This is a genomic window from Microbulbifer maximicatervae (SeqCode) (genome assembly GCF_052468095.1).
Genome location: NZ_CP174332.1, coordinates 806,224 through 832,280, shown reverse-complemented (window position 1 = coordinate 832,280; position 26,057 = coordinate 806,224). Strand labels below are relative to the sequence as shown.

The following is a 26,057-nucleotide window of genomic DNA, read 5'->3' as shown; positions in this document are numbered from 1 at the left end:
GTTTTTCAGCCCTTTATTTTAATTAGATCTACAAGAAGAATTTTAAGATTGCAACTCACACAGAATCTACCCAACCAGGAAGCCTCCTTTTTAACCCCTGCTGGTTTTGTAAAGCAGCGGCTGCACATAAAACGGTCTCATCAGCATATTTTCTGCCTACTATTTGCAGACCTACTGGCAGACCACTCGCTGAAAAACCGCAATTGATTGATATTGCCGGATGGCCTGATAAATTGAAGGGGTAGGTATAAGGTGTCCAGGAATACCATAGAGAGCCTGAATTACTATCCGGCACATTGACCCCAGCACTAAATGCGGTAATAGGTAAAGTTGGGGTCACTAACAGATCATATTTCAGAAAAAATTCCTGTAATCGCTCGACAAAGTTATCTCGCCACTTCAGCGCGTCGAGATAATCAGGTAAGGATAATTTGTCCGCTTGTTCTGCGACCTCTAACAATTGGGGCTCCACCAGTTGGCGCCTGGTACTATCCATCGCCCTAAAGATACTCGCTATTCCCGCACAAAATAGACAGCCAAAAGCTGCACTAGCATCATCAATACCCGGGTCAACCTCTACAACTTCAGCACCCAATTCCTGGAAGTGCATTACACTAGCAGAAACGTTGCTCACCACCATGGGATCAGGTGCTACGTAACCAAGACTGGGGCTGTAAGCAATACGCAACTTTCCTGTTCTTTCAATCAACCTTCCCTCTGTAGCTGCAAGGAAATCAATGTTCCGGCGAGGTATTGCGCGGATATCCCGATGATCCGGTTCACTGATTACATTCATCATCAGTGCACAGTCTTCCACCGTCGATGCTAAGGGCCCCACATGCACCAGGGAGGAGAAGGTACCTAATGGCCAATGGGGAACCTGTCCAAAACTCGGTTTGAACCCAATTGTGCCGCAAAAGCTGGCCGGAATCCGGATAGATCCACCACCATCAGCCCCCACAGCCAGAGGGCTCAATCCCAGTGATACTGCAACCGCAGCCCCGCCACTCGAACCACCCGATGTCTTATCCCTATCCCAGGGGTTTCTCGTAATACCGTCTATGGCGTTATCCGTCACCGCCTTCCAACCAAACTCCGGTGTCGTGGTTTTCCCTATTGGCGTGTACCCGTTGCGCTGTAATGCCGCAATGCAAGGGGCCGCACATCCCAGCGTCGTCTCTGGATCAATTATTTGGGAGCCGAAAACCGTTGGCCACATCGGTGTATAGAAGACATCCTTTATTGCCACTGGCACCCCATCAAGTAATCCCCGCACATTGCCAGACATATAGCGGTGTTCAGCTTCCCGCGCATAGGCGAGGCTTGTCTTTCTGTCAATCAAACAAAAAGCCTTAACATGCCTATTAAGTCGCTCAATTTGGTTGAGTAACTCCTCGGTAACCTCAACCGGTGAGAAAGACTTCTTCCTGTATCCATGCAACAGCTCAAGAGCTGTCATCCCAACGAAATCACCCATCGAGTAAGCCTTCCAATTACTGATCCGCTAACTTCATCAGACTAGTCGTCGGTAGCTAACTACTTGCTCCACCTTCTCTTAAAAAGATCCGATGGAATAATTTCACGCAATACAGAAAGTTCAGCTTCCAGTCAGGAAATTCACAGTAAGCTTTGGTGAAATCACCGACACGGATAACCGCTGTGAAATTTCCCTCTCAAATTGCACTCCTCTTTCTTTTAGTTTCATTGATCTCGGGATGTGCCTCCATGAGCGAAGATGAATGCTATGTCGCAGACTGGCAGGCAATCGGGTATGAAGACGGTGCAGCAGGTCGAGACATTTCTTATTTAGGGGGGCGTCGTGAGGCTTGTGCAAAGTACGGTGTGTCAGTCAATACAATGGCTTATCGCAATGGGCGAACTGAAGGGCTGGAGCTTTTTTGCACCGAGCTGCGCGGCTTTGATCAGGGGCGCTCTGGCAACAGCTATAACGGGGTCTGCCCCGCAGACCTCGAAGGGTTATTCTTGCGGGGATACAATTCAGGCCAGAATATTTTTCTTGCCAAATCTGCTGTCGAGGAACTGGTATCGGCAATTCATGACCTGGAACTGGCAAGAGAGCATATTCTCGATGATATGACAGAGATCGGTGCTTTATTGGTAGATGAGACAGTCGACAACTCTGAGCGGGTGACCTTGCTCGCTGATATTGCTCGCCTAAAGGTCAGGCATTCAGAACTGGGGATGGAAATTACTGGCTTGCAGTTCGAACTAATGCAACGAGAAGCCGAGTATCAGGAAGTATTGGCCCGTTCCCCCTACCTGTAACTCTGCTCTAAAATCCCATAAGAGCCAAGATTACCTCTGCGGGCCCTAATCTGCAGAGGTTAATTCCTGTCTCTATCTATTGTCGTGAATCAACCATTTCTAATCCCGGTCTCCATCACTACCAAACTGGCACCATATGATAAATGGAAAAAGTAGGCCTCCTACAAAAGGCAGGCTTGCAGCGGTTGCCCCCTATTCGACTTATAGACCACCAGGAAATTTGCACCAAAGAACCAAGTAAAAAGACAGTTTCAAGAAAAATTATTCTCTATATTTCGGGCAATTGGATCAGTGCTGGTCTTTTATCCTACCCCGCATTGACTTCACCTGAGAGCGACGACTTTTTGCTTGCAGGCGACGCTCCTTGGCACCACGACTGGGTTTTGTGGCCACGCGGAATTTTGGCTTAAATGCAGCTTTATCCACCAGTTCCTGCAGTCGCTCCAGGGCATCCAGGCGGTTTTTCTCCTGGGTTCGGAACCTCTGAGCCTTGATAACCACCACGCCATCAGAGGAGATTCGACGATCTTTTAACTTTAAAAGACCATCCTTAATCAACTGTGGAAGTGAAGAAGCCCGAATATCAAACCGCAGATGAATTGCACTGGAAACTTTATTTACATTTTGGCCACCGGCGCCTTGTGCGCGTATCGCACTCATTTCGATTTCTTCTTGAGGGACAGACACCTTCCCTTTTCCATAAACCATAAACACCCAATGCCCGAGTTACATCATTTTACTAAAAATACAAAATCTAATGACCATTCTGCCCAAATAGTGCAGCTATTAACCAGCCCCACAACACAGATACAATTCGCCATTGACAGAAATCAAATTATAAAAAAATGCTTCCTATAAAATGAGCGTATCTAGGGGTAAACCTCATTTACCGGGAAACCCTCATTAAGTAATATTGCGCCAGCCGAATAAAAGCTATTTAAGGGGCCTTAAAGGCCAACCAGGATTTGCGGAATGATTTGTGACTTATTTTCAAGTCATAGTCAAATCCGCTAAGATTGCCCGGCTTCCTAGAAGTACTGGAGCAAAGAACAATAAAGACTCGCGCCCTGTAGTTTCCTCTGGACTGCTCCCGATGTCTCCGCGGGTGTGAGATTACCGCGACAAGGAGAAAACCATGCATAACGCCAAGCGTAGCCTCGCAGCGGCCATAGCACTCGCAACAATGACAAGCTCTGCGGCTTTTGCCAAAGAGGCAGCCTTTTCCCAGGTTATCGCCTTCGGTGACAGCCTAACCGATGTCGGCAACTACGATGTATTCACTAATGGGGGCGACGATCGCGAAGTAGCCATTAGTCTTTTATCCCAGAATCTGGGCCTGGGTGCCGTAACTCCGTCTTGTGCAGGAATGGAATCTTCCTTTTGCCTACCCACCGTAGACCCCTCACTGAGTGCAGAGGAACTTGAAGCTTCCGTTACTGCTCAGATTGCTGCTGGCTTGAGCAATGCCGGTACAGGCTGGGCCGTAGGCGGGCACAAAGCAGCTGATGTTCTGATGAATATCATCGGTCCCGACAACTATGCAGCCTACCTGCAGGCATATGGCCTGGAGGCTGACCCGAGCCGTCATAACCTGTTAAGCGCCCTGATGCCAACCACTGGTGACGAAGGCTTAACTCCCAGCTACCCGGACTCCGAACTCCTGACCCAATTGCTGGTACAACAGGCCACTGCAGCCCAATTAGTAGCCCAAGCCGAAGCTGCCCTGGCAGAAGGTGATACCGCAACTTATGCTGACCTGATGACCCAAGCTTCTGCTATGGGCGACGCCATTGAGGGCACCTTTGCTGATCTTATAGCCACTACTGGAACTTCCGGTAACCCACACCCACTGGGAATGGGCTACCTGGAAAGTACTCTGGGAAGTGCTGATCACAACGCTCTCTATTGGGTAAACGGCGGTGGTAACGACTTACTCAGCGGTTTCGAAGATGTCGTCGCTGGCACCTCAACCATCGAAGAAGTCACTGCGGATCTGGACGTTGCATCAACAATGCTGGCAAGCGCAGCTGGCGCTCTATCCGATGCAGGTGCCAATTACATCCTCGTATCCAATGTACCGGATGTCAGCAAAACTCCTGGCGTTTACGCTGCTGCATATGAAGCCGTTTACTCCAGCGACAATGCAGAGGCTCTGCAAGCTGCAGTTGATGCTGGACTAGTGAGCCAGGAAGATGCTGATGCCCAGCTGGCCACCGCCTTCGAAGAGATACTTTTCGAAGCAAGTAGCACTTCTGAAACCTTCAACTCAGCACTGTTAGCTAAGGCCAAGGATATCGACGGCGTTCTGATGGTTGACCAGGCAGGTATCCTGAAAGTCGCCCTCAATAACCCGACCATCTTTGGTTTATCCTCCTCAGAGAACCAACTGTTTTGTTACGACGGCAGTGGCAACGACTGTATTGAGCATTCCGTTTATGGCATTAACGGCACCGACCCCGATGCAGACAAGCTGATCTTCAACGACAGTGTTCACCCCACTCAAATTGGTCAGGAAATCCTCGGTGACTACTACACCGCAATCGTGAATGCTGCTCAGGTTGCCGGTCAGCTGCCAGATATCGCAATCCAGGCTACTCGCACCCACACCAACAGCCTTGACGAGAGCCTGGCCAGTGTTCGTTACCGCTCCGCTCAGACTGGCGTTTTCGCCGGTAGCTCCCTGGGTAACGTCGACTACGATACAGATTACACCGCCAATGTCAGGGGAGATGGCTACTCCAATATTCTCGGCATGACTTTCGCCGTGCGCGACAATGCGGAAATCGGTTTTGCAGTAAGCCGCTCCAATATTGATGTGGATAATTCACAGCTTGCTATTGATTCCACCTCAACCAACTACAGCGTTTTTGGCCGCATGCACTACGACATTTTCTTTGTCGAAAGTAACGCGACCCTGACCGATGTAGATTACGATGACGTCAGCCGTTCTGTCTCTCTGGGCGACACTTATAACGGTAACCTGACCGGGAATACCTCTGGCGAGAACTTGTCCTTGGGTATCACTGCCGGTGCCAACCTGCTCAACAGCGAAACCTTCCAGTTCGGTCCATTTGTAAGCTTCACCAAGGTAACTACGGATGTAGATGGCTACACCGAAGATGCCATCGAAGGCTTTACCTATACCGACCTGAGTGGCAATGAGCTCGACCCGCTGGGTATGCACTACGGTGATCAAGAGCGCCGCCTGAGAAATATGCGTTTTGGTGCTTTCGCCAATAAGAGCTGGGACACCATTAATGCCTATGCAGAAATTTGGTATGAAGACACCAACGGTACTGAAGAAGACACTATTGAAGTGGGTGTAAAATCCATGGAAGGTAATATGAATGCCATGCCTAGCTATGCCAGTGTCGACGAAGGTATCTTCAACGGTGGCATGGGTATGATTGCCGGTATCCGCTGGCAAGCAGCTGACGCTATTGCAGTTAGCGCAACTGTCGCTTCCCGCCCAACGACTGAATCTGCCTCCGTCAATTTGACTTACCGCTTCTAAGTGGTAACTGTGCCCCCTTGCCAGGGGGCACAGCCTCCCCTTCTATTTAATTTAACTACGATTCTTCTCACCTCAGAGCCTTCCCTCATCAGTGAAACTGAAAAAATAGGGTCCGTCCAAATGCTCCGATTAGAAACTGACAACCTGGTTATTCAGGAGCTTAATGAAGACCGGGATAACGGTTTAATGCTGGCACTACTCAATGATGCCGATTTTCTAAAGAATATTGGCGATCGCGGAGTTCGCACAAAACGTGAGGCTCGCAACTATATCCTAAATGGTCCCATTGCCATGTATCGTGAGCACGGCTTTGGTATGTACAAAGTGTCCTTGAACAATGGCACTGCAATAGGCATCTGCGGACTGGTTAAGCGAGAGGGGCTCAATGGAGCCGATATTGGTTTTGCCTTTTTACCCGATTATCGTGGCCAGGGTTTTGCTTTAGAAGCTGCCAAAGCTGTAATGACGTACGCCAGGGATATACTGGGATTAACGCGAATCCTTGCGATTGCACAACCAGAAAATAAACCCTCTATACGATTACTGGAAAAACTCGGCCTAGCCCACGAGAAGCAAATTGTATTGCCAGGCGAGACTGAGAAACTGGCTTTAATGGCCTGGCACAAAGACGCAGCTGAAATAACAAACTAGAATAAAAAGTATTTCTTAAGAAAGTTATTCTGATATACAACGTCGCTGCACCTTGATAATAAAAATACCACACAGACCCTGTGGTTTTTCATTGACATGCAACCATGCTGGTCTAGTCTCCAACTTACTATTAAGGAGAGGACTGCCATGATTATCGCAACCGATATGCCAGAAGTCAGTCGATGTGCCGCCAGCCAATGTGCTTATAACGCCAATGATGCTTGCCACGCCAGAGCAATTACCATTGGTGACGGTGCCGATCCCGACTGTGATACTTTCTTCACCAACTCCCGTCATACAAGCAGCTCCCGTACCGCCGGCGTTGGTGCCTGCAAAATGGAAGACTGTAAATTTAATGATGACTTCGAGTGCTCAGCAGAAAGTATTCAAATTGGGCTGATAGGAAAATCCCAGCACTGTCAGAGCTACACTCACTGACTAGGCAACCAACAACCCAATAAAAAAGCCCGGATCAACACTCACCGGGCTTTTCTATTAATCGGGGGCGATTAACTCACAGGTTCAAGTGAAGCCTCTTTTGAGCCCTCACTCACCGCAGTGCGAGGCTCCCATACAATCCCCTTGGTATCCACGTGTTGTTTAAATAAAGGCTGATAATGAGCTTCAAGTACCTTTCGCTTAATCTTTAGTGTCGGCGTTAGGAATTCATTGAGGGGAGTCCACTCTTCCTTGGTAATAAAGATGGTCTTAATCCGCTCATGTTGCGGTAACTTATCATTTACCGAGGTCAGTAGCTTCTGCAAATGCTCATTGACTTCCTCCCGTGGTAATTTTTCAGCAGACTCGGAGATAGTCACCAGCATTACCGGCTGATCCATACCGTGCCCCAGGACACAGAGCTGGGCCAGCATAGTCTCATTACCAAAAAACCCTTCGAGTCGGCTGGGCTGAATAAACTTGCCTTTACTGGTTTTGAAGGTTTCTGAAATACGCCCAGTGATATGTACCAGACCGTCCTTATCAATAAATCCAGAATCACCCGTGTGGTAATAACCGTCCCGTATTACCTCCGCAGTTTTTTCCGGTTCAAGATAGTATCCCTTCATCAAGGAACCGCTCTTAAAGAGTATCTCCCCTTCCTCAGAAATCTTAACTTCACAGCCGTGATAAGGCTTACCAACCGTCCCCGGCACAGGATCTTCCCCCGGCGGAGCAAAGCAACCATAAATAAAATTCTCGGTCATACCGTAGCCATCGGCCACCTTCATTCCCATGCGGTGGTACCAACGCAGTAGTTCAATGGAAATAGGGGACGCGCCGCTAACCAATATTTCTGCATCATCCAACCCCAGACCATTGCGAACTTTCTTTCTCAGCCAGGTATTGATTCCGGGAATTCGCAACAGTACTTCTTGCAGTGACGGAGGGATTTTTTCATCAATCCCCTCTTTAAACTTGGTCCAGAGGCGAGGAACCGAGAAGAACATCGTCGGGCGCGTGCGCTTTAAATCTTCCAGGAAAGTATCTAGAGATTCGGGGAAATGAATTGGGGTACCAGAATACAAACAATGGAATTCAACCAATATCCGCTCTGCAGCATGAGCTAAGGGCAAATAGGAAAGAACACGGTCATTCTCATCCATTCCATAACCGCGAATCATATTTGGGGAGACAAAAACCACCGAAGACCAGCTATGCATAACCCCTTTTGGATTGCCTGTAGTTCCAGAGGTGTACATGATCGTAAAGATATCATCCAGATCAAAAGTCGGCTTCTCCTCAAAGCGCTCACTCTCTTTGATTAGGGTTTCCAGATCCTGGTCACAACGGATCTCACAGCGCTGGATAGCGACCGAGGGCAGCATATCAGCAACTTCCTGTAGAGCCGCATTATTGTCGGTGGCCCCACAGAAAAGCAATTTCGAATCAGAGTGCTGTAAAACATAAGTCATTGAGGAGACAGATTGACCTGGGTAAAGCGGCACGCTGATCATTCCCGCCAGCATGATACCCACATCCACAATAATCCAGTCCGCACAATTTTTGCCGTGAATAGCGATGCGATCACCGGGCTCGTACTGAGCGCGCAGGTAGCCAGCAATCCTGCGAGCCCGATCCATTACCTCACCCCAGGTATAGTCTCTCCATTGCCGCTGCTGCATTTGGCGAAGAAAGACCGTATCAGCCTGCTGCGCCTCCCTCTGATAAAGAAGCTCTAAAGGTTGCAGGCCCTTCACCTTCTCGTATTTTTCTTCCGGGGTCATCGCTAGTCCTCTCTGATTATTGTGTTTTTTTTAATTATGAGCAGTATGATTTGTCCGGGCAGATTGCACCAATATGCAGCACACCCTGAGCGGAGTTACCAAGATAACTAAGCAGTAAAGCCATTAAATAACGACTTTTACTCGGCTTGGCTAGATCCGCCGAATGAATATGGCAGATGAAACACCTAAAAAGGCAGAATCTCTGACAGTTATTGTTTTACCTTAAGTTACTGAAGATCAGCTATTAGTGCAATTATTGTTATCAACAATAAAATGCGAATGACTGGTCACAAAGGAGCAGGCTCTTTGCTGCTTAATTGGGACATCAGGTCTAACAAAAGTATCCCTTTTATCAGGGCGCTACTTACTAATAGGACTAAAAACTAGAGCATTGTGGTACACAGTGTCACATGAGTGTAATTCAAAATTACTTTTGATTTCTTAAAAATTTAATCCGCACCAATTTCTAGTTTGATATCAGGGTTACAGAGAAACAACCTGAGACAACAAGCAAAAACAAATAGCAACACCCAACTTAAAAAGCCCGAAAACTACAAAAGCTTCCTTTTAGCAAGTGCGAGCACCCAGGTAAAACTAAAAACGACAAAAGCCGCGGAGACTTAAAATCCATTTAAGGCAATTAATACAATAACCTTAATTTAATTAAGAACATTAACAGCTCTTAAATATTGAAAATAGCCGCCTCGATACGTCAGAGAAAATAACTTTAATTTCTCATTCAAGAATATACTTTCAGAGCTCGCAACACCGAAAGCATTGTAAGTTTTGTTTAAAAATAGATGTGTTTAACTGGGCGTTAAAAGCGAGATTGAGGAGGGAGAAATGGGGAGAGGGATGTGAAAAACACCCCCCTCTCCTACAAATTGTATTAACCTACCTTTTCTCCGTGAGCCTGCTTATCAGCATGGTAAGAAGAGCGTACCAAGGGGCCACAGGCCGCGTGCTTAAAGCCGATTTGCTCGGCGTAGCGGCGATACTCTTCAAACTCATCCGGGTGGACGTAGCGCTGCACCGGCAAGTGTTCTTTACTCGGTTGCAGATACTGGCCGATCGTAAGCATATCGATATCATGCTCGCGCATATCGTCCATTACCTGGAAAATTTCCTCTTTCTCCTCACCCAGGCCAACCATCAACCCGGACTTGGTCAGTACGTCAGGGCGACGCTTTTTGTATTCCTGCAGCAGCTTTAAAGACCACTTGTAATTGGCACCGGGACGAGACTCTTTATACAGGCGTGGCACAGTCTCCAAATTGTGGTTAAACACATCCGGAGCTTCTTTCTCCAGAATGTCCAGCGCTACATCCATACGGCCGCGGAAATCCGGAGTGAGAATTTCCACTTGCAGGTTCGGGGATTGCGCTCTCGATTCACGAATACAATTGGCAAAATGCTCGGCGCCACCATCGCGCAAGTCATCCCGGTCAACAGAGGTGATTACCACATAGCGCAAACTCATTGCAGCAATGGCATCCGCCAGGTTCTTAGGCTCTTCCGGGTCCAGTGGATTGGGCTTACCGTGGCCTACGTCGCAGAAAGGACAGCGACGGGTACAGATTTCACCCATGATCATAAATGTCGCGGTACCGCCACTAAAGCACTCTCCCAAATTAGGGCAGCTCGCCTCTTCACAAACCGTTGACAGTTTTTGTGAGCGGAGAATATTTTTGATGCGATCCACTTCTTTTGAAGCGGGAACCTTTACGCGAATCCAGTCAGGCTTACGCAGCAGGTTATCGCTGGCAATCACCTTCACCGGGATACGCTCTACCTTATCGCCATCGCGAAGTTTCTCCCCCTGCTGGAGGCGGCGAGTACGCTTAACGGGCACCAGGTCGGGTTTATCAGCCATTACTTAATTCCTGCTGTTCTGCGCTCAGCTGCGCAAATACTTTTTCATCAATGGGTTGCCACTGGGCGTCGGGCAACTGAAGAGTGTGGAGCAGCTCGCGTACAAAAATCTCGGCGACCTGGCTCCAACTCGGGGTTGGTTCCAATATTTCTGCCATCTGCACCATCTGCATCCCCGCATAGCCACAGGGGTTGATCCGCAGGAATGGAGCCAGATCCATATCGATATTGATGGCGATACCGTGGAAACTGCACCCCCGCCGAACTCGCAATCCGATAGAGGCAATCTTACTTCCCGCACGTGGGCCTTCAGTGAGGTAGACCCCAGGCGCATCGGCCCTGGGTGCCGCTGCAACACCAAAAGTTTCCAGCATTGCCACCGTGGCAGTCTCCAGGGCAGTGACCAGATCACGCACGCCGATTTTTGCTCTGCGCAGGTCCAACAATGGGTACACCACCAACTGGCCGGGGCCGTGATAAGTCACCTGTCCCCCACGATCCACCTGAACCACGGGTATATCACCGGTATTCAGCAGGTGCTCGGCTTTGCCTGCCTGCCCCTGGGTGAAAACCGGCTCGTGCTCTACACACCAGATCTCGTCGACACTTTCGCCATCGCGACTATCGGTATAGCGCGACATGGCCTGCCAGACACTCTTGTAATCTCGCCGCGCAAGATCGCGAACAATGGTCATCAGAGCACCATATGCACAGCGGGGTGCTGTTTCAGTTCTTCAAATAATGCTTTGAGCTGCTCCTCACCAGTGGCGAGGATAAAGAAAGTCATTGAGGTGAATTTACCAGTACTACTGTCACGCAAGGTAACGCGCTCTTCATCCAGGCCGGGGGCATGGCGACGCATCACATCCAGTACAAATTCGTGCGCCTCATCATTGGCATCACGCACGACCTTGACCATGTAGTCTTCGCAGGGAAATTCAATTTTCGGGGCTTTTTGATTGGGATCTTGACTCATACCACTCTCCGGGGCCGGGCTGTTAGATATTGAGAAAAGCTTAGGCACAGCCGGGCGGCGATTATACAGCGGCTAAACAGCAGTGGACAGTGAGCAAAAGGGGAAGTGGACAGAGAGTGGGGAGGGATGGACAGGGATGGGAATCATTCCCATCCCTAAATCAGCATTTAGCTAAAAAAGCCCATTACGAAGCGCTTGATGGAGTCCCACATGCGCTTGAAGAAACCGGCACGCTCCACATCTTCGGCAGCAACGGCTTTAACATCGGCGACAGTCTCACCATCCAGGGTCACAACAACTTTACCCACTGGTTGGCCCTTCTGCACAGGCGCTTCCAGCTCACCATCCACAATCAGGTCGGCCTTAATGCCTTCCTCACCGCCTCGGGGGATGGTAACGAATACATCTTTAGCTACGGCAATACCCACGCTGGGCTCTTTACCACCCCAGACACGCTCCGTCTGCAACTCTTCACCCTGACCGTAGACCTTGTGGGTTTGGTAGTAGCGGAAGCCGTAGGCCAGCAGTTTTTGGGTTTCAGAGGCGCGCTTCTCATCACTGTCGGTGCCGACAACAATAGCAACCAGGCGCATGCCGCGCTTCATTGCAGAAGCCACCAGGCAGTACCCTGCTTCTTCCGTATGACCGGTCTTAATTCCGTCTACAGAGGAGTCGCGCCACAGCAAACGGTTGCGGTTGGGCTGGTTAATGCCGGAGTAGCTGAAATACTTCTCGGAATAAATATCGTAATGCTCCGGGTGGTCCATTATCAGCGCACGCGCCAGTACACCCAGGTCATGGGCAGTCGTTACATGCCCCTCTGCAGGCCAGCCAGTGGCGTTGACAAAGTTAGTATCTTCCATGCCCAGCAGCTCTGCCTGCTGGTTCATAACTTCGGCAAAGACCTCTTCGCTACCGGAGACGTGTTCTGCCAGGGCGATACTCGCATCGTTACCGGACTGAATAATCACACCGCGCATCAAGTCGATAACCGGCACCTGGTCACCCACTTTGACAAACATCTTGGAGCCACCCTTGCGCCAGGCCTTTTCAGAGATACGAACCATATCGTTTTCTTTGATGCTCCCCTTAAGGATCTCCTCAGAAACGATATAGGCCGTCATCATCTTGGTTAGGCTTGCCGGCGGTACCGGAGTATCCGCCTCGTGCTCAACCAGGACCTGACCGGTGTTGGCATCTAAGAGCAGGTAAGACTTTGCCGCCAATTGAGGCGGTGCAGGGATAAGAGATTGCGCCTGGGCCAGGCCCGCACATAACAACAGGAAAGAACAGGCGATAATCCGTGTGATCATAGGTATATGTCTCGTCATTCCTCGTTTTCGTTGGCTTAACCTGCAACGAAATCTACAAGGTTAATCAGCGGCACTAGAGCTTGTCACCAAACGCCGCCTATCATTACAAAATTACAAAATACAAGAAAAAACGCGTCAATGCGCACTATTTTGTGAACGGGTATTCAAATGACTGCCGCCGATAGCATCAGTCACAATCATTTAAGGCAGATATCACCCTTACCTATTGATACCCAAAAGCCCACAACACTATTCGTAAACTACTTGTGGCTGTCCAAATTGCTTTTGCTCAACAGTTTCCCGCGCTGTTGCCAAAGCTCTCTGCTGGGTGAGTGGGCCAATTCGAACTCGATAATAAGTCTTGCCGCCACTCTGAACAGAACTAACAGCAACAGGATAGTCAATGGCCGCTGCCAATTGGGTGCGAATTTCCTGGGCCTGCGCGGAACTGCTATAAGCACCAACTTGCAGATAGGTATTGTCGGGCAACTTGATAGTCGTATCTTCCGCCAAACCAGCGGTGCCATCACTATTGGCCAGTACTTCATTGGCCGCCGGCAACGCGGCCGGGTCCAGAGCCTCTACCTCAACCCGAGCAATGCCTTTATCAATGTATCCGAGCTTTTGCGCAGCAGTATAACTGAGGTCGATGATGCGCCCGTGCACAAAGGGCCCCCGATCGTTTACCCGCACGATAATACTGCGGCCATTGTCGAGATTGGTGACCTTGGCATAGCTGGGCAGTGGTAGCGTTTTATGGGCAGCAGACATGGCATACATATTGTAGACCTCGCCATTTGCAGTGCGTCGGCCGTGGAATTTTGTTCCATACCAGGAAGCCTGCCCCACCTCTTTATAGCCCTTGACGTCATTGCGTACACGATACGTGACACCGTTGACCTTATAAGGGGATTTATTGCCGGCGTCGCCGATCGGCTCTCGGACAGGGATCGGCTCAGGGGCTGCTTGCATATTTACCGGAGCAGCAGGGCCACTATCCTTGATGCTATTAAAGTCCGGTTGCTTGGTGTTTTCGGTTTTCTGTGGTTTTGGCTGCGGGCCACTACAGGCCGCTAATATCAGGACCGCCAGGGCCACTCCCCAACGCGCTTTGCACTGAAACATAATCCCCCCGGCGCGCGACAACTTATTGCTGCCGTCTCCAAGCCGCTATTATCTGGAACTGCTAAATAAAATAGAAAAATATGAACGCTAAAAACCCAAATGGTTCCCTCCATTTGGGTTAAATTTAGCTGCGGGACTGAAGCCGCCTTAAGACTTGCCGCCTCTCGCTTTAACGATCTCTTGGGCCAGGTCATTGACGGCCATAGCGTAGAGACGACTGCGGTTATAGCGGGTGATAGTCGCGAAATTATTCAAACCGAGCCAATACTGTTTTCCCTGCTCAGTTTGCAGGGAGAATACGTTGGCCGGCATTTCCGGAGCCACCTGGCTAGTAGCGTTAAAGCCTTTGTCCGCCAATTCTCCAACGGTCCACTGCGGCTGCAGAGTATCGTTGACGATTGTCATGTCCGCATTCGGGCGGGGGCTGGCCAGTACCGCGACCGGTTCACCGGGCTTCCATCCATGTTTGACGAAATAGTTAGCCACACTGCCGATCGCATCGGTAGGGTTATTCCATATATCTGCCTTGCCATCGTCGCTGAAGTCCACCGCATAAGAACGGTAGCTTGAAGGCATGAATTGACCGTAGCCCATAGCCCCAGCATAAGAGCCCTTGAGAGCCAAGGGGTCCATATCCTGCTCACGAGTCAGCAGAAGGTAATTTTCTAACTCTTTGGTAAAAAACGCAGAGCGACGGGGGTAGTTAAATGCCAGCGTGGAAAGTGCATCCAAAACCCGGTAGCCGCCCATATTACCGCCGTATCGGGTTTCAATTCCGATGATGGCAACAATCATCTCTGCCGGTACACCGTATTTCTTTTCAGCCTCAGCCAGGGCCTCGGCGTTTTGATCCCAGAAGTCCACCCCACCGGCAATGCTCTGCGGGGTGAGAAACAATTTGCGATACTCGTGCCAGGGCTTGGCTTTCTCGGCTGGCCGTTTGATCGCCTTTAGAATGGAATCTTTGCGCTTGGCCTCACGCATCAGAGTCTGCATTTCTTCGCGATTAAAATCGTGCTCTTCCACCATATAATCTACGAATTCTTGCGCTTGTTTATTATTTCCATGACCCGGTTCCTGCGCACAGGCGGCGAGGGCCAGTCCCATCCCGATTAATAATCCCGAGGTCCACTTCAAAACGACCGCTCCTGTCTTCATCTCGCGTCTCTAAATCCGGTTATTGTCCCTATGCAGTGTTCCTCAAAAGTGAACTCTGCGCCGCTCAGTGCCAACAGCCATCAACAAGCCAAATCCGGCCATCAATGTAATCAAGGATGTCCCGCCGTAACTAATCACTGGCAAAGGCACCCCCACCACCGGCAACAATCCTGTAACCATACCAATGTTTACAAATACATAGACAAAAAAAGTGAGGGTAATACTCCCCGCCAACAGTCGGCCAAATACGTGCTGGGCCATAAAGCTGATGTAAATGCCGCGGGAAATAATCAGTACATATAGCAAAAGCAGCAACAGGGCGCCGCGCATACCCCACTCCTCCGACAGTACCGCGATAATAAAATCGGTATGGCTCTCCGGCAGGAAATCGAGCTGTGACTGGGTTCCCTGCAGGTAGCCTTTGCCGTAAACACCACCGGAGCCGATAGCCGCTTTGGAGTTAAATATATTCCAACCAGCACCAAAACGGTCATCATCTGGGTTGAGCAGAGTCAAAATTCGCTGCCGCTGGTAATCGTGGAGCCCCCAGTGCCAAATTGGATAGGCAGCAACCAACAGCGCCATTGCCGCGGCACTGATCATCTTCCAACTCAACCCCGCTAGATACAGGGCAAAAAGACCGGACGCCGCAATCAGGATCGAGGTCCCCAAATCCGGTTGCCGTACGATAAGAGCTGCGGGAATCGCCACAATTGCCAAAGCTCCAATCACCGTGGTCAGTGATGGCGGCAAGCGGCGTTGATGCAGGTAAGCTGCCACTGCCATGGGGACACCGAGCTTCATCACTTCCGATGGCTGGAAGCGAAACCCGCCTATCTCCAGCCAGCGCTGTGCCCCCATCGCCTTGGTACCAAAGAACAATACCCCAACCAATAGCGCACAACCGGCCAAATAGGCCCAGGGGGACCAGCGCCGATAAAAATCCAGGGGGATTTGCGCAACGATAAACATGCCCACAAAGGCCACGCACATAAAAATTGACTGGCGCCGCACATAGTTCATATCACCGCCAGAAGCGCTGTACAGCACTCCAAGTCCTACGGCGGCCAACACCAACAACAGCACCAGTAGCGGTATATCAATATGCAGGCGGCGTGAGAGACTGGCCGGTTTGCGCAGACTGCCGTGGGCATCTGACAAACGGTGGGAGAAATCGCGACTAGCCATTGCCAGCCCCCTCGCTCAAATAAGTGGTATCCGCCGTCTTCTGCGGTTCCAACTGCGGGCGTGACATCCACTCCGCAAATAGCTCTCTTGCCACCGGGGCAGCGACCTTGCCGCCGCCCTCACCATTTTCGACTAATACCGAAACAGCGATACGGGGGTTATCCACAGGCGCGAAGGCCACAAACAGGGCGTGGTCTCGGTGGCGCTCTTGCAGGGCCTCTGAGTCATAGCGCTCCCCCTGGGCAATACCGACCACCTGAGCGGTACCGGACTTACCCGCCACGCGGAAGTCCAGATCTTTACCTGCCCGTTTCCCGGTACCGGTACGGTGGTTGACTACAGCCTCCATTCCCTCGAATACCAAATCCCAGTGATCAGGGCGGGCCTCGAGGTTGTGCAGTATCTCGGGAGGTTGTTCCACCCCGTTGATCGACTTGACCATCTGCGGGCGGTAGTGGGTACCGCGATTGGCAATCGTGGCAGTCATTACTGCAAGCTGCAGTGGCGTCGCCAACACAAACCCCTGCCCCAGCACCGCATTCAAACTGTCACCGGGGAACCAGGGCATTCCGCGGGCGCCGCGCTTCCAGTCTCGGGAAGGAAATAGTCCAGAGCGCTCCATGGGCAGATCAATCCCTGTCTTGCTGCCCAAGCCAAAATGAGAGGCGATGCTGTGCATATCATCGATATCCCAGCGGTGCGCCATATCCCAAAAGTAGACGTCACAGCTCTGCGCCATGGCCTGTATCAGATCCACTTTCTCACCGTGCCCCCAGCGCACGTGGTCGCGGTAGATGCGCGGATCGTTGGGCAGCTTGTAAAAGCCGGGGTCCTTGACTGTACTCTCTCGAGTAATAATGCCCGCCTGGAGTCCACCCAGCCCCATCAACGGCTTTAAAGTGGAACCCGGTGGATACTGACCCTGCACCGCCCGATTAAACAGGGGCACATCGAGGGAATCGCTGAGGGCGCGATAGTCGGCAAAGCTGATGCCGGTCACAAACAAATTGGGGTCGAAGGACGGCTTGCTGACAAACGCCAACACGCCACCGCTATTTACATCGATCGCAACTACTGCACCGCGACGATCTCCCAGGGCATCAGAGGCGACTTGTTGCAGTTGAGCATCCAGGTTGAGCACCAGATCCGAGCCCGGTTTGGGGTCCTGGCGCTCCAGTACTCGTAAAACCCGGCCACGAGCATTAATTTCAACATTTTCATAACCGACCTCACCAAGCAGGAGGTCCTCGTAGGAGCGTTCCAACCCAACCTTACCGATGCTACGGGTACCGCGATAGCGGCGCACATCATCCTCGGTAAAGTTACTCAGGTCCCGGTCACTGATTCGCCCCACATAGCCCACACTGTGGGCAAATAAATCCCCGAGGGAGTAGTAACGCACCAACTCCGCCTCCACTGACACCCCAGGCATACGGAATTGATTAACACTGATCCGTGCGATTTCATCTTCGTTCAAACGAAACCGGAGAGGCACTGGCTCATAGGGGCGCCGGCGCTTGAGGCGTTTCTGGAATTTGGTGACATCGTTTTCATCGAGTCGCACCAGGTTACCGATCAGCTCTAGCGTGGCATCCATATCGCGAACGCGCTCGCGAACAATCGACAAGTTATAACTGGCGCGGTTATCGGCTAGCAAAATGCCGTTGCGGTCGTAGATCAATCCGCGGGTCGGCGCGACCGGGCGCACCTGGATACGGTTCTCATCAGATTGAGTGCGGTAGTCTTCGTAATTAACCACCTGGAGGTTGTAGAAACGCGCTACGAGAACACCCAGTAAAAAGATAACCCCCACAAGCGCCACCAACATACGATTGCGAAACAATCGCTGCTCGGTATGGGGGTCCTTGAGATGGTAATCGTGCGGCATCAGAATTTATTCGATGGTTTTTGACTGGCGTGCAAAAAATCTAATTCCCTACATTAACACAGGGCGAGTCAGGAGAGAGAACCGAGTCGGCAAATCTCTCCGCGACTTATCGCAAATATTTTATTTGTGGTAGGGATGGCCGGCCAATAATGTCCAGGCGCGATAAATTTGTTCAGCCAGAACCACCCTCACCAGCGGGTGCGGCAAGGTCAGTGGGGACAGAGACCAGCGCTGGCGAGCACGGGCGAGGCAGTCTTCGGATAAACCGTCGGGCCCGCCAATTAACAGGCTGATATTTTCCCCAAGCATTTGCCAATCACTTAATTGCGCCGACAACTGCTCGGTACTCCAGGGCTTGCCTTTCACATCGAGCGCTACCACGTGGTCCCGCGGTCCCAAAGCGGCGAGCATCGCCTCGCCCTCTTTTTTTCGCGCTTTTTCAATCAGGGCTGCAGAGCTCTTTTGGCCTCGTTGGCCGAGTGGAATTTCCACCATTTCCAGAGCAATTTCCCGGGGCAGGCGCTTAGCGTACTCGGCGTAGCCCTCCTGCACCCAAGCCGGCATTTTTCCACCGGCGGCAAGAATGCGGATTTTCACAGCAATTAACCCTGGTGCGGATCACTGCCATCGGCATCGTCACGGGTATTCGGAGTCATAGACCAGAGTTTTTCCAGATCGTAGAAACCGCGAACATCTGCGAGCATCACGTGAACAACCAAGTCACCGTAGTCGACTAATACCCACTCGCCCTGGTCAACACCTTCAACACCAATGGGGCGAATACCTTCTTTTTTCAGCTCGTCTACAACGTTCTCTGCCAGGGACTTAACCTGGCGGCTGGAAGTACCAGTACAGATCAGCAGATTGTCCATTACATCTGAAAGCCCGGAAACATCCAGGGAAACAATATCCTTACCTTTCAAATCTTCCAGCGCATTGAGAGCGATATCTTTAATATTTGTCATAACACCTTGATTCATTGCGGGTCGCCTGAAGCAACCTCTGTATAAAGTCGATGATCTTCTATGTACTGCAACACAGTTGCGGGCAGTAAATAGCGTGGCGACTGGCCACTTTTAATTAATTCGCGAATTTGCGTCGCGGAAATTGGCAACATGGTCTGCTCCCGCAACAGCAGGCAACCACATGCTCGTGTATGCAAGCCTGCAACCGTGCCCCGATGATTCTCCAGCAGTTCTGCCAGAGGGCCATGCTCTTCGCTATCGCGATCTGGCAGGTGCCAGCCCGGCCTTGTTACCACCACCAGATGTGCCAGCTCCAAGAGGCGCTCCCAGCGGTGCCAGCGGTGCAGACTCAATAGGGAGTCCAATCCCATGCAGAAACTGATGGAGGTTTCACCTCCCAGTTCACTGCGCAGCTCCTCCAGGGTATCTACCGTATAAGTAGCTCCGCCACGATGGAGTTCTCGCTCATCCAGGGTGAGCTCATCACACCCCTCAAGCGCCAGAGCCAGCATTTCGCTACGCTGGCGGGACGATACACCTGGCGTCTGCCGGTGGGCAGGCTGGTGGCTGGGTAGCAGGCGCATTTCATCAAATTCGAGCACCTGGCGCAGCTCCAGCGCCATGCGCAAATGACCGAGATGAATCGGATCAAAGGTTCCGCCAAACAGGGCCAACTTATGCCTTTTGCTCGCCACAATTATTTCTCGTACCCCCCGCACTCGCTGCCCCAAAGGGAAAAGTGCTTATTGCCGGATATGGCCATCTCCGAACACAATCCATTTTTGCGAAGTGAGCCCTTCCAGGCCAACCGGGCCGCGGGCGTGGATTTTATCAGTACTGATACCAATTTCCGCCCCCAAGCCGTACTCGAAACCGTCAGCAAAGCGGGTTGAGGCATTAATCATCACTGAGCTGGCATCCACAGCACTCATAAAACGGCGGCTGCGACTGTAATCCTGGGTGACAATTGCCTCGGTGTGGCCGGATCCGTAACAGGCAATATGGTCCATAGCCGCTTCCATATCCGCAACAACACGCACAGCCAGAACCGGGGCAAGGTATTCCTCACTCCAGTCATCTTCTGTCGCCGCTACACAGTGAGCAATGATTTCACGGGTCCGGTCACAACCGCGCAATTCAACCCCTTTGTCTTCGTAGGCACCAGCCAAGCGCGGCAGTATATCCGCCGCAACCATCTCGGCAACTAAAAGTGTTTCCATGGCATTACAAACACCATAGCGATGGGTCTTGGCATTGAGGGCGATATCGAAAGCTTTGTCCAGGTCAGCCCGATCATCGATATACACATGACAAACACCGTGCAGGTGTTTGATTACCGGCACCCGGGCTTCGCGACTGACCCTTTCAATCAAGCCGGTTCCGCCCCTGGGTACAATCACATCCACATATTCCGGCATAGTGATCAGGGCACCCACCGCCGCTCGATCGGTGGTATCGACAACCTGCACCGCCGTTTCCGGCAAACCCGCTTCGCGCAAGCCGGCGGTAATACAGGTGGCAATTGCCTTGTTCGAGTGCAGCGCTTCACTGCCTCCACGCAAAATTGTGGCATTGCCGGATTTTAAGCACAGGCTCGCTGCATCAATGGTCACATTGGGCCTGGACTCATAAATAATGCCCACCACCCCTAGGGGCACACGCATTTTGCCCACTTGAATACCGCTGGGGCGATAGCGTAAATCTTCAACTTCTCCCACCGGGTCGGGCAGCTCTGCCACCTGCACCAAGCCCTCGATCATGCCATCGATGCGGGCATCGTTAAGCTCCAGACGATCCAGAAGAGCCGCATCCAGGCCGCGCTCGCGACCGGCCTGCATATCCAATGCATTGGCCTTCAGTAAAGATACTCGCTGTGTCTCCAGTTGGGCAGCGATGGCTTTAAGAGCATTATTTTTGGTGGAGGTATCCGCAGCAGCTATCTGTTTGGCGGCGGTACGGGCTGCGCGCCCCATTTGTTCGAGCTTGGCGCGAGTGGATTGCTGATCAGCGGTGTCTGTGGCGGTCACTTGGCTCTCCGTGCAAAATCCGGTCGGCCGCGCAGTATAACCCAGCGAGACCCGGTTGAAAGTGCCGATTACCGGGCCCCACAGCTTTATATCTAGCTATTCCCGCGTCCAACGGTCCAGGTTCTCGGCAATGGTTGCAAGCCGCATAAGAGGATCTTCTACCGCTAGCAAGTCGGTGCGAACCTTATCTTCCAATGGCAGAAGCTGAGCCAATTGCCAGGATAGTGAGTCCGCAGACTCCACCGGCTCAAATTTAAGTGATAGCGTCTGTGCCCGCTCCTTCAACTCCTCCAACACCGACAGAAGACCATCGCAATCCGCTGGAATCGGCTTTTCATCTTCATCTGGTATCCATTCCACGTCCCCCAGAAGCAAGTCATCTTCTGCGCGACGGGTGTGGACAATGCGAAAGCGACGCCGACCTTTCACCTCCACATTTAGCAGCCCTCCCTCGCCCTGCCCCCAATCCACGATGTCGACATAAACACCGAGAGGCCATACTGAAGCGCGCCCCACTTCGCCCCCGGAGCGAATCAAAACAATGCCGAAGCCACTATTGGTTTTCATGGACTCACTGACAAGGTGAATATAGCGCTGCTCAAAAATCCGCAGGGGCAAAGTCACGCCGGGGTATAGAGGGACACTCAGGGGAAAAAGGGGTATCTGTTGCAAAGTCATCACTCATTATTTTTTGTGTGCCCTAAAGATAACATCGCCCTAGGGAACTCTGCGGCAGGTTAAGAGACTTTTTACCGCCAACCGGTTGGATTGCAAGCAAGTTTTTCCACTTTGCGGTAATTGTCGCTGGCAAGCCCAACACCCAGCCTTTAAGCTGCTGCGGTAAATTGACCAAACGGAGATTTTTCATGCCTACAGCAACCGCTCGCCATATCCTGGTTGAAAATGAACAGCAGTGCCAGGACCTGAAACAGCAAATCGAGAACGGCGCTGACTTCGGTAAAATTGCCGAGCAGTACTCCCAGTGCCCCTCTAGCCGTTCCGGCGGTGACCTGGGCTCTTTCAGCAAGGGAATGATGGTTCCCGAATTTGACAAGGTCGTATTTTCCGAAGAGCTGCATAAGGTACATGGCCCAGTCAAAACCCAGTTTGGCTACCACTTGCTGGAAATTACCAGCCGCCAAGACTGAGTCCCGACTGTTAAGCAGACATAAAAAAGCCGGGGTTATCCCGGCTTTTTTTATATTTCAAATTCCTTCGCTTCAGGCGCTGGGCGCCTCCTGCATCGGTGCCTCGGGCTCAACTTTATCAGCTTGCCTCTGACGACCGAGGGGCTTGAACATCACCAGCAACAGGGGCAGAAGTGTCAGGGAACCCAACAGTGCGGCGGACATCGCCAGCGCGGTGAGGAGACCGAAATAGATCGACGGAACAAACTTCGACAGCGCCAAAATTGAGAAACCGACAATAATCGTGATCGCAGTGTAGAACATGGCACGACCAATCGTCGCATGGCTGCGATGCATGGTCGCCAGATAATTGCCATCTTTGGCAAACTCCGCGCGGAAGCGATACAGGTAGTGAATCGCATGGTCCACCCCGATACCCACGGTAATCGCGGCGATAGTGATGGTCATCATATCCAGCGGAATACCCGCGAGCCCCATACCACCAAGTACCACACAGGCCGCCAGCATATTTGGCACCAGTGCAATCAGAGCAATCCACAGAGAGCGGAATAGCACCAGGAACATCAGCAGGATTCCGACAAAAACAGCACCCAGGGTCAGGATCTGGGATTTAAACAGGCTCTGTAACATATTGTTGTACAGAACCAACAGGCCGGTCTGATGAACATTCTCTGGAGCTATGCCCATCTCATTGTGAGCGTAGTTGTAGATACGCTGGATCAGCTCATCGCGACGCAGGGTGGGGTCTGTCTCCATCACCCGCAGGGTGATACGAGCCTGGTTATTCTCCACGGATAAATAGGGGTCTACCAGAACGGAGCGAATTTCGGCCGGCAGGCTGGTATTGGCCACCGCCAGCTCAAAGTCATTGAGGGGGCCGCCATTCAGATCCACGGCAACTTTATACAGGGTCGCCAGAGATTGAACCTTGCCTATCTCCGGCTGCTCCTCCAGGTAATCATGCAGCTGCTCCAGCTTTGCCAAACCGGCAACCGTAAACCAGTAGCTCTGCTCCACTGACTCCTCTTCACCGCCAAATGGATCATCGGAGGCAAAGGGGTCCTCTTCTACAGCGAAGGGATCTTCCTCTGCTTCCATCGCAAAGGGATCTTCTTCTCCCTCGAAAGCTGCCTCCTGCTCCTCGGGCTGATCCAGGATAATATCCAAGGTCACAGTGCCACCCAGGCGGCGGTCAATCACCAGCATGCCCTGATAAATTTCCGTGGAATCATCGAAGTAATCGATAAAGCGGTTTTCCACTTTCAGCTGGGATATGCCCACTACACTCACGACGGCTGCCAGCAGTGAAATACCTAGCACCACAAACTTGTGGCGCTCGGCAAAGCGGGAAAACTGCAGGGTAAATGCGTGGGAGTTATCTGCACTTACACTGCCCACACGCTTCGGCAGCACCATCAGGAAACTGGGAATAATCAGGAACGACAGCAGCAGAGCCACAGTCACACCCATCGTCATCATCCAGCCAAAATCGATAACCGGGCGAATGCCGCTCACCACCAGGGACACAAAAGCCACGATGGTGGTCAGTGCGGTATACAGGCAGGGCTTGGCCATAAAGCGCACTGTCTGGAATACCAGCTTTTCAAGATTCCAATCCGGGTTCTGGGCAATATATTCCCGGTAGCGCACCGCCAGGTGGATGGTAATTGCCAAGGTAATAATTAACAACAGTGCGACAAAGTTGGCCGAGATCACTGTCAGTCGCCAATCCAGCCAGCCGAGTAGCCCCAGCATCACCACCGCAGTGGTAACACAAGTCATCAGCGGCAACAGCACCCAGCGCGGCTGGCGGAAAATCAGCAACAGGGTAATCACGATAAAAGCGAGGATCCCCACACCGAATACCAGCAGGTCGCTTTTAATAAACGAGATCATATCGGCGGTAATCATGGTGACACCACCGAGGAACAGCTCCGCTTCGCCGTTGTAGCCAGCCAGAATTGCACGCACGGTATCGACGCGCTGGTGGGCAATTTTCTCTTGCTCAGTACGATGGGCCAGATAGACCGCGCTGATCTCCTCCAGGCGAACGGCCTCTTCTGGAGTCAGTCCCTCTGTATTGCGCTTGCTGCGCAAAGCATCCCGCTCGCGCACCATCTCGATGCCGCGGCTATCCAGTTTCAGGTTCGCCAGAATGGCTGTCGTCTGCCCGTCCGGGCTCAGGATCAACTCCCGATAAATCGGGCTTGAGAGGAACTCTTGCCGGGCCATATCCCGATCGACATCGGGCCTGGCGAGCGTGCGCACCTCATCGCTGATATCGGTGAGAACCAGCTTGGGGCTGTACAGCAGTGGGACATCGAGAATGCTCTGCACACTGGACACACCATCTACCTTGGCCAATTCATCCCGCAACTTGCCCAGGGTTTCCAGGGACTCATCACTGAACAGGTCCCCAGTCTTGGAGCGGTAAGTGACAACCAGGAAGTCGCCACTGGCATAGCGCTCGGAAATCTCGCGGAAATAATCCAGGGATTTATCAGCTTCCAGAGTGAGGGAATCGGCAGAGGCGTCGATCTTCAGGCGGGACAATCCGAGGGCTGCCAGCAGGGTTAACAGGCCGATAACCACCAACACCACAGCGGGCCGCTTGGTCACCAAGTATTCATAAGACTTCTGTAAAGCTGACAGCATAAATTTCCGCTTCTTTCCAAACTAAAAACTGGCCGCATTGCGGCGCGCATATTGTTCGCCTATGCGATGAATTAGCAAACCTAAAATTTGCCACCGCACCGTTTTATTGGAACTTTTTTCAGGGATTGTCGATATGCCCCAGGTCGCGTTCGGGAAACAGGGTGTCCCTGACGCGACGTTTGAGCTCCTTGGCACCGGGAAAGCCGCCGTCACGCTTGCGCTCCCAGATCAAAATTTCGCCAACCCGAATCTCGAATACTCCCCCAGTACCCGGTTGCAATGCAACCTGATTAAGGTCATCGGCGAAAGTGTGCAGCAATTCCTGGGCCATCCAGGTGGCTCGCAACATCCAGTTGCACTGCACACAGTAGTGAATCGTAATACTCGGTTTTATCTCATTGCCCATCCTGCTCTCCCCAGCTGGGCAACAGCTTCTGCTCGATGCCCAACTGGTCGAGCAGTCGAGCCACCACGAAGTCCACAATATCTTCCACCGAACTGGGCCTCTGGTAAAAGCCAGGGCTGGCCGGCAGGATCATGGCCCCCATGCGGGTGAGTTTCAGCATATTTTCCAGGTGAATCTCGGAGTAAGGTGCCTCGCGGGGAACCAGAATGAGCTGGCGGCGCTCTTTCAGGGCTACATCCGCAGCCCGCTCAATCAGGTTGTTCGATGCTCCACAGGCCACCGCAGACAAGGTGCCACCACTTGCCGGGCAGATCACCATACTGGCTGGCGCCCCGGTTCCAGAAGCCACCGGGGAAAACCAATCGCGCTTGCTGAAAAGGGTCAGCTGGCCTTCCTGCGCGGCAAAACGATCGGCGAGGAAATTCTGCAACTCGCGCTCATCGCCCTCCGGCAACTGCATATCAGTTTCGGTGTTGATGACCACCTGAGCCGCCTCAGACAACAGCAACCACACGCGCACATTCGATGCCAGCAGGCATTGCAACAGGCGCAAACCATACTGAGCGCCGGAGGCCCCGGTCATAGCCAGGGTCACGGTCTTTTCGAAAGAGGATTGATGCAAAGTCGATACCTTATTAAGCCCTGCGAGCATAGGACTGC

General features: G+C 51.9%; 24 protein-coding genes. 5 read left to right on the top strand and 19 right to left on the bottom strand.

From position 1 onward, the window contains the following. Positions 1-55: 55 nt before the first annotated feature. On the bottom strand, positions 56-1,477 hold the full coding sequence (locus ACJJIL_RS03580) for an amidase (RefSeq protein WP_413663134.1): 1,422 nt from the start codon (positions 1,475-1,477) through the stop codon (positions 56-58). Between the two features lie 248 nt (positions 1,478-1,725). Here ACJJIL_RS03580 and ACJJIL_RS03575 point away from each other — a divergent pair, with 248 nt between their 5' ends. Beyond that, positions 1,726-2,286, top strand: a complete 561-nt coding sequence (locus ACJJIL_RS03575; RefSeq protein ID WP_413663135.1) for a DUF2799 domain-containing protein — start codon at positions 1,726-1,728, stop codon at positions 2,284-2,286. A 288-nt stretch (positions 2,287-2,574) separates the two neighbouring features. Here the strand turns inward: ACJJIL_RS03575 and arfB are convergent, their stop codons facing one another. Further along, the gene (arfB, locus tag ACJJIL_RS03570) at positions 2,575-2,994 is read right to left on the bottom strand and encodes an alternative ribosome rescue aminoacyl-tRNA hydrolase ArfB (RefSeq protein ID WP_413663136.1); all 420 of its coding nucleotides are present in this window, start codon (positions 2,992-2,994) and stop codon (positions 2,575-2,577) included. A 427-nt stretch (positions 2,995-3,421) separates the two neighbouring features. Here arfB and ACJJIL_RS03565 point away from each other — a divergent pair, with 427 nt between their 5' ends. The 3 genes from ACJJIL_RS03565 to ACJJIL_RS03555 all read left to right on the top strand — a co-directional run bounded on the left by ACJJIL_RS03565 (position 3,422) and on the right by ACJJIL_RS03555 (position 6,889). Then, positions 3,422-5,800, top strand: a complete 2,379-nt coding sequence (locus ACJJIL_RS03565; protein ID WP_413663137.1) for an autotransporter domain-containing protein — start codon at positions 3,422-3,424, stop codon at positions 5,798-5,800. 120 nt (positions 5,801-5,920) lie between these two features. Further along, entirely contained in the window at positions 5,921-6,451 is a 531-nt protein-coding gene (locus ACJJIL_RS03560; RefSeq protein ID WP_413663138.1) for a GNAT family N-acetyltransferase, read from the top strand. A 147-nt stretch (positions 6,452-6,598) separates the two neighbouring features. Beyond that, positions 6,599-6,889, top strand: a complete 291-nt coding sequence (locus ACJJIL_RS03555; protein ID WP_444896253.1) for a DUF1540 domain-containing protein — start codon at positions 6,599-6,601, stop codon at positions 6,887-6,889. Between the two features lie 71 nt (positions 6,890-6,960). Here the strand turns inward: ACJJIL_RS03555 and ACJJIL_RS03550 are convergent, their stop codons facing one another. From ACJJIL_RS03550 to ACJJIL_RS03485, 14 genes are all read right to left on the bottom strand, one after another. Then, positions 6,961-8,676: an AMP-binding protein gene (locus tag ACJJIL_RS03550; RefSeq protein WP_445361213.1), complete on the bottom strand. Its 1,716-nt coding sequence runs from the start codon at positions 8,674-8,676 to the stop codon at positions 6,961-6,963. 889 nt (positions 8,677-9,565) lie between these two features. Further along, on the bottom strand, positions 9,566-10,549 hold the full coding sequence (gene lipA, locus ACJJIL_RS03545; RefSeq protein WP_282931475.1) for a lipoyl synthase: 984 nt from the start codon (positions 10,547-10,549) through the stop codon (positions 9,566-9,568). Next, entirely contained in the window at positions 10,542-11,243 is a 702-nt protein-coding gene (gene lipB, locus ACJJIL_RS03540) for a lipoyl(octanoyl) transferase LipB (RefSeq protein ID WP_282931474.1), read from the bottom strand. The genes lipA and lipB overlap by 8 nt, the downstream gene beginning before the upstream one ends. Beyond that, on the bottom strand, positions 11,243-11,524 hold the full coding sequence (locus tag ACJJIL_RS03535; protein ID WP_282931473.1) for an HP0495 family protein: 282 nt from the start codon (positions 11,522-11,524) through the stop codon (positions 11,243-11,245). Before ACJJIL_RS03535 ends, lipB begins: the two co-directional genes overlap by 1 nt. Before the next feature lie 167 nt (positions 11,525-11,691). Further along, entirely contained in the window at positions 11,692-12,837 is a 1,146-nt protein-coding gene (locus tag ACJJIL_RS03530) for a D-alanyl-D-alanine carboxypeptidase family protein (RefSeq protein WP_282931472.1), read from the bottom strand. A gap of 249 nt (positions 12,838-13,086) precedes the next feature. Beyond that, positions 13,087-13,962 (bottom strand): septal ring lytic transglycosylase RlpA family protein, encoded by an 876-nt coding sequence (locus ACJJIL_RS03525; RefSeq protein ID WP_282931471.1) that lies wholly within the window; start codon positions 13,960-13,962, stop codon positions 13,087-13,089. Positions 13,963-14,109: 147 nt separating this feature from the next. Further along, positions 14,110-15,120 carry a lytic murein transglycosylase B gene (gene mltB / locus ACJJIL_RS03520; protein ID WP_444958531.1) on the bottom strand — a complete coding sequence of 337 codons (1,011 nt, stop codon included), beginning with the start codon at positions 15,118-15,120 and terminating at the stop codon, positions 14,110-14,112. 42 nt (positions 15,121-15,162) lie between these two features. Next, positions 15,163-16,308, bottom strand: coding sequence for a rod shape-determining protein RodA (gene rodA / locus ACJJIL_RS03515; RefSeq protein ID WP_444934043.1), 1,146 nt, complete (start codon positions 16,306-16,308; stop codon positions 15,163-15,165). After that, positions 16,301-18,196, bottom strand: coding sequence for a penicillin-binding protein 2 (mrdA, locus tag ACJJIL_RS03510; protein WP_445361212.1), 1,896 nt, complete (start codon positions 18,194-18,196; stop codon positions 16,301-16,303). Before mrdA ends, rodA begins: the two co-directional genes overlap by 8 nt. Positions 18,197-18,316: 120 nt before the next feature. Continuing rightward, positions 18,317-18,793: a 23S rRNA (pseudouridine(1915)-N(3))-methyltransferase RlmH gene (gene rlmH / locus ACJJIL_RS03505; RefSeq protein ID WP_444896240.1), complete on the bottom strand. Its 477-nt coding sequence runs from the start codon at positions 18,791-18,793 to the stop codon at positions 18,317-18,319. Between the two features lie 5 nt (positions 18,794-18,798). Next, positions 18,799-19,176 (bottom strand): ribosome silencing factor, encoded by a 378-nt coding sequence (gene rsfS / locus ACJJIL_RS03500; protein ID WP_413663146.1) that lies wholly within the window; start codon positions 19,174-19,176, stop codon positions 18,799-18,801. Then, positions 19,173-19,856 (bottom strand): nicotinate-nucleotide adenylyltransferase, encoded by a 684-nt coding sequence (nadD, locus tag ACJJIL_RS03495; RefSeq protein ID WP_444934045.1) that lies wholly within the window; start codon positions 19,854-19,856, stop codon positions 19,173-19,175. The genes rsfS and nadD overlap by 4 nt, the downstream gene beginning before the upstream one ends. 48 nt (positions 19,857-19,904) lie before the next feature. Then, positions 19,905-21,188 carry a glutamate-5-semialdehyde dehydrogenase gene (locus tag ACJJIL_RS03490; protein WP_444934046.1) on the bottom strand — a complete coding sequence of 428 codons (1,284 nt, stop codon included), beginning with the start codon at positions 21,186-21,188 and terminating at the stop codon, positions 19,905-19,907. A 96-nt stretch (positions 21,189-21,284) separates the two neighbouring features. Beyond that, positions 21,285-21,866 carry an LON peptidase substrate-binding domain-containing protein gene (locus ACJJIL_RS03485; RefSeq protein ID WP_282931464.1) on the bottom strand — a complete coding sequence of 194 codons (582 nt, stop codon included), beginning with the start codon at positions 21,864-21,866 and terminating at the stop codon, positions 21,285-21,287. Between the two features lie 188 nt (positions 21,867-22,054). Here ACJJIL_RS03485 and ACJJIL_RS03480 point away from each other — a divergent pair, with 188 nt between their 5' ends. Next, positions 22,055-22,336, top strand: a complete 282-nt coding sequence (locus tag ACJJIL_RS03480; protein WP_282931463.1) for a peptidylprolyl isomerase — start codon at positions 22,055-22,057, stop codon at positions 22,334-22,336. Between the two features lie 72 nt (positions 22,337-22,408). Here the strand turns inward: ACJJIL_RS03480 and ACJJIL_RS03475 are convergent, their stop codons facing one another. The 3 genes from ACJJIL_RS03475 to ACJJIL_RS03465 all read right to left on the bottom strand — a co-directional run bounded on the left by ACJJIL_RS03475 (position 22,409) and on the right by ACJJIL_RS03465 (position 26,049). Next, the gene (locus tag ACJJIL_RS03475) at positions 22,409-24,991 is read right to left on the bottom strand and encodes an efflux RND transporter permease subunit (protein ID WP_445361211.1); all 2,583 of its coding nucleotides are present in this window, start codon (positions 24,989-24,991) and stop codon (positions 22,409-22,411) included. 118 nt (positions 24,992-25,109) lie between these two features. Beyond that, positions 25,110-25,397 carry an Rdx family protein gene (locus ACJJIL_RS03470; protein ID WP_445361210.1) on the bottom strand — a complete coding sequence of 96 codons (288 nt, stop codon included), beginning with the start codon at positions 25,395-25,397 and terminating at the stop codon, positions 25,110-25,112. Then, on the bottom strand, positions 25,387-26,049 hold the full coding sequence (locus tag ACJJIL_RS03465; protein ID WP_444891899.1) for a flavin prenyltransferase UbiX: 663 nt from the start codon (positions 26,047-26,049) through the stop codon (positions 25,387-25,389). Before ACJJIL_RS03465 ends, ACJJIL_RS03470 begins: the two co-directional genes overlap by 11 nt. Positions 26,050-26,057: the final 8 nt, after the last annotated feature.

Bases quoted from the DNA above. Each gene is read 5' to 3' on its own strand.
- ACJJIL_RS03580 (WP_413663134.1), bottom strand. From the start codon at position 1,477: ATGGGTGATTTCGTTGGGATGACAGCTCTTGAGCTGTTGCATGGATAC.
- ACJJIL_RS03575 (WP_413663135.1), top strand. From the start codon at position 1,726: ATGAGCGAAGATGAATGCTATGTCGCAGACTGGCAGGCAATCGGGTAT.
- arfB (WP_413663136.1), bottom strand. From the start codon at position 2,994: ATGGTTTATGGAAAAGGGAAGGTGTCTGTCCCTCAAGAAGAAATCGAA.
- ACJJIL_RS03565 (WP_413663137.1), top strand. From the start codon at position 3,422: ATGCATAACGCCAAGCGTAGCCTCGCAGCGGCCATAGCACTCGCAACA.
- ACJJIL_RS03560 (WP_413663138.1), top strand. From the start codon at position 5,921: ATGCTCCGATTAGAAACTGACAACCTGGTTATTCAGGAGCTTAATGAA.
- ACJJIL_RS03555 (WP_444896253.1), top strand. From the start codon at position 6,599: ATGATTATCGCAACCGATATGCCAGAAGTCAGTCGATGTGCCGCCAGC.
- ACJJIL_RS03550 (WP_445361213.1), bottom strand. From the start codon at position 8,676: ATGACCCCGGAAGAAAAATACGAGAAGGTGAAGGGCCTGCAACCTTTA.
- lipA (WP_282931475.1), bottom strand. From the start codon at position 10,549: ATGGCTGATAAACCCGACCTGGTGCCCGTTAAGCGTACTCGCCGCCTC.
- lipB (WP_282931474.1), bottom strand. From the start codon at position 11,243: ATGACCATTGTTCGCGATCTTGCGCGGCGAGATTACAAGAGTGTCTGG.
- ACJJIL_RS03535 (WP_282931473.1), bottom strand. From the start codon at position 11,524: ATGAGTCAAGATCCCAATCAAAAAGCCCCGAAAATTGAATTTCCCTGC.
- ACJJIL_RS03530 (WP_282931472.1), bottom strand. From the start codon at position 12,837: ATGATCACACGGATTATCGCCTGTTCTTTCCTGTTGTTATGTGCGGGC.
- ACJJIL_RS03525 (WP_282931471.1), bottom strand. From the start codon at position 13,962: ATGTTTCAGTGCAAAGCGCGTTGGGGAGTGGCCCTGGCGGTCCTGATA.
- mltB (WP_444958531.1), bottom strand. From the start codon at position 15,120: ATGAAGACAGGAGCGGTCGTTTTGAAGTGGACCTCGGGATTATTAATC.
- rodA (WP_444934043.1), bottom strand. From the start codon at position 16,308: ATGGCTAGTCGCGATTTCTCCCACCGTTTGTCAGATGCCCACGGCAGT.
- mrdA (WP_445361212.1), bottom strand. From the start codon at position 18,196: ATGCCGCACGATTACCATCTCAAGGACCCCCATACCGAGCAGCGATTG.
- rsfS (WP_413663146.1), bottom strand. From the start codon at position 19,176: ATGAATCAAGGTGTTATGACAAATATTAAAGATATCGCTCTCAATGCG.
- ACJJIL_RS03485 (WP_282931464.1), bottom strand. From the start codon at position 21,866: ATGACTTTGCAACAGATACCCCTTTTTCCCCTGAGTGTCCCTCTATAC.
- ACJJIL_RS03480 (WP_282931463.1), top strand. From the start codon at position 22,055: ATGCCTACAGCAACCGCTCGCCATATCCTGGTTGAAAATGAACAGCAG.
- ACJJIL_RS03475 (WP_445361211.1), bottom strand. From the start codon at position 24,991: ATGCTGTCAGCTTTACAGAAGTCTTATGAATACTTGGTGACCAAGCGG.
- ACJJIL_RS03470 (WP_445361210.1), bottom strand. From the start codon at position 25,397: ATGGGCAATGAGATAAAACCGAGTATTACGATTCACTACTGTGTGCAG.
- ACJJIL_RS03465 (WP_444891899.1), bottom strand. From the start codon at position 26,049: ATGCTCGCAGGGCTTAATAAGGTATCGACTTTGCATCAATCCTCTTTC.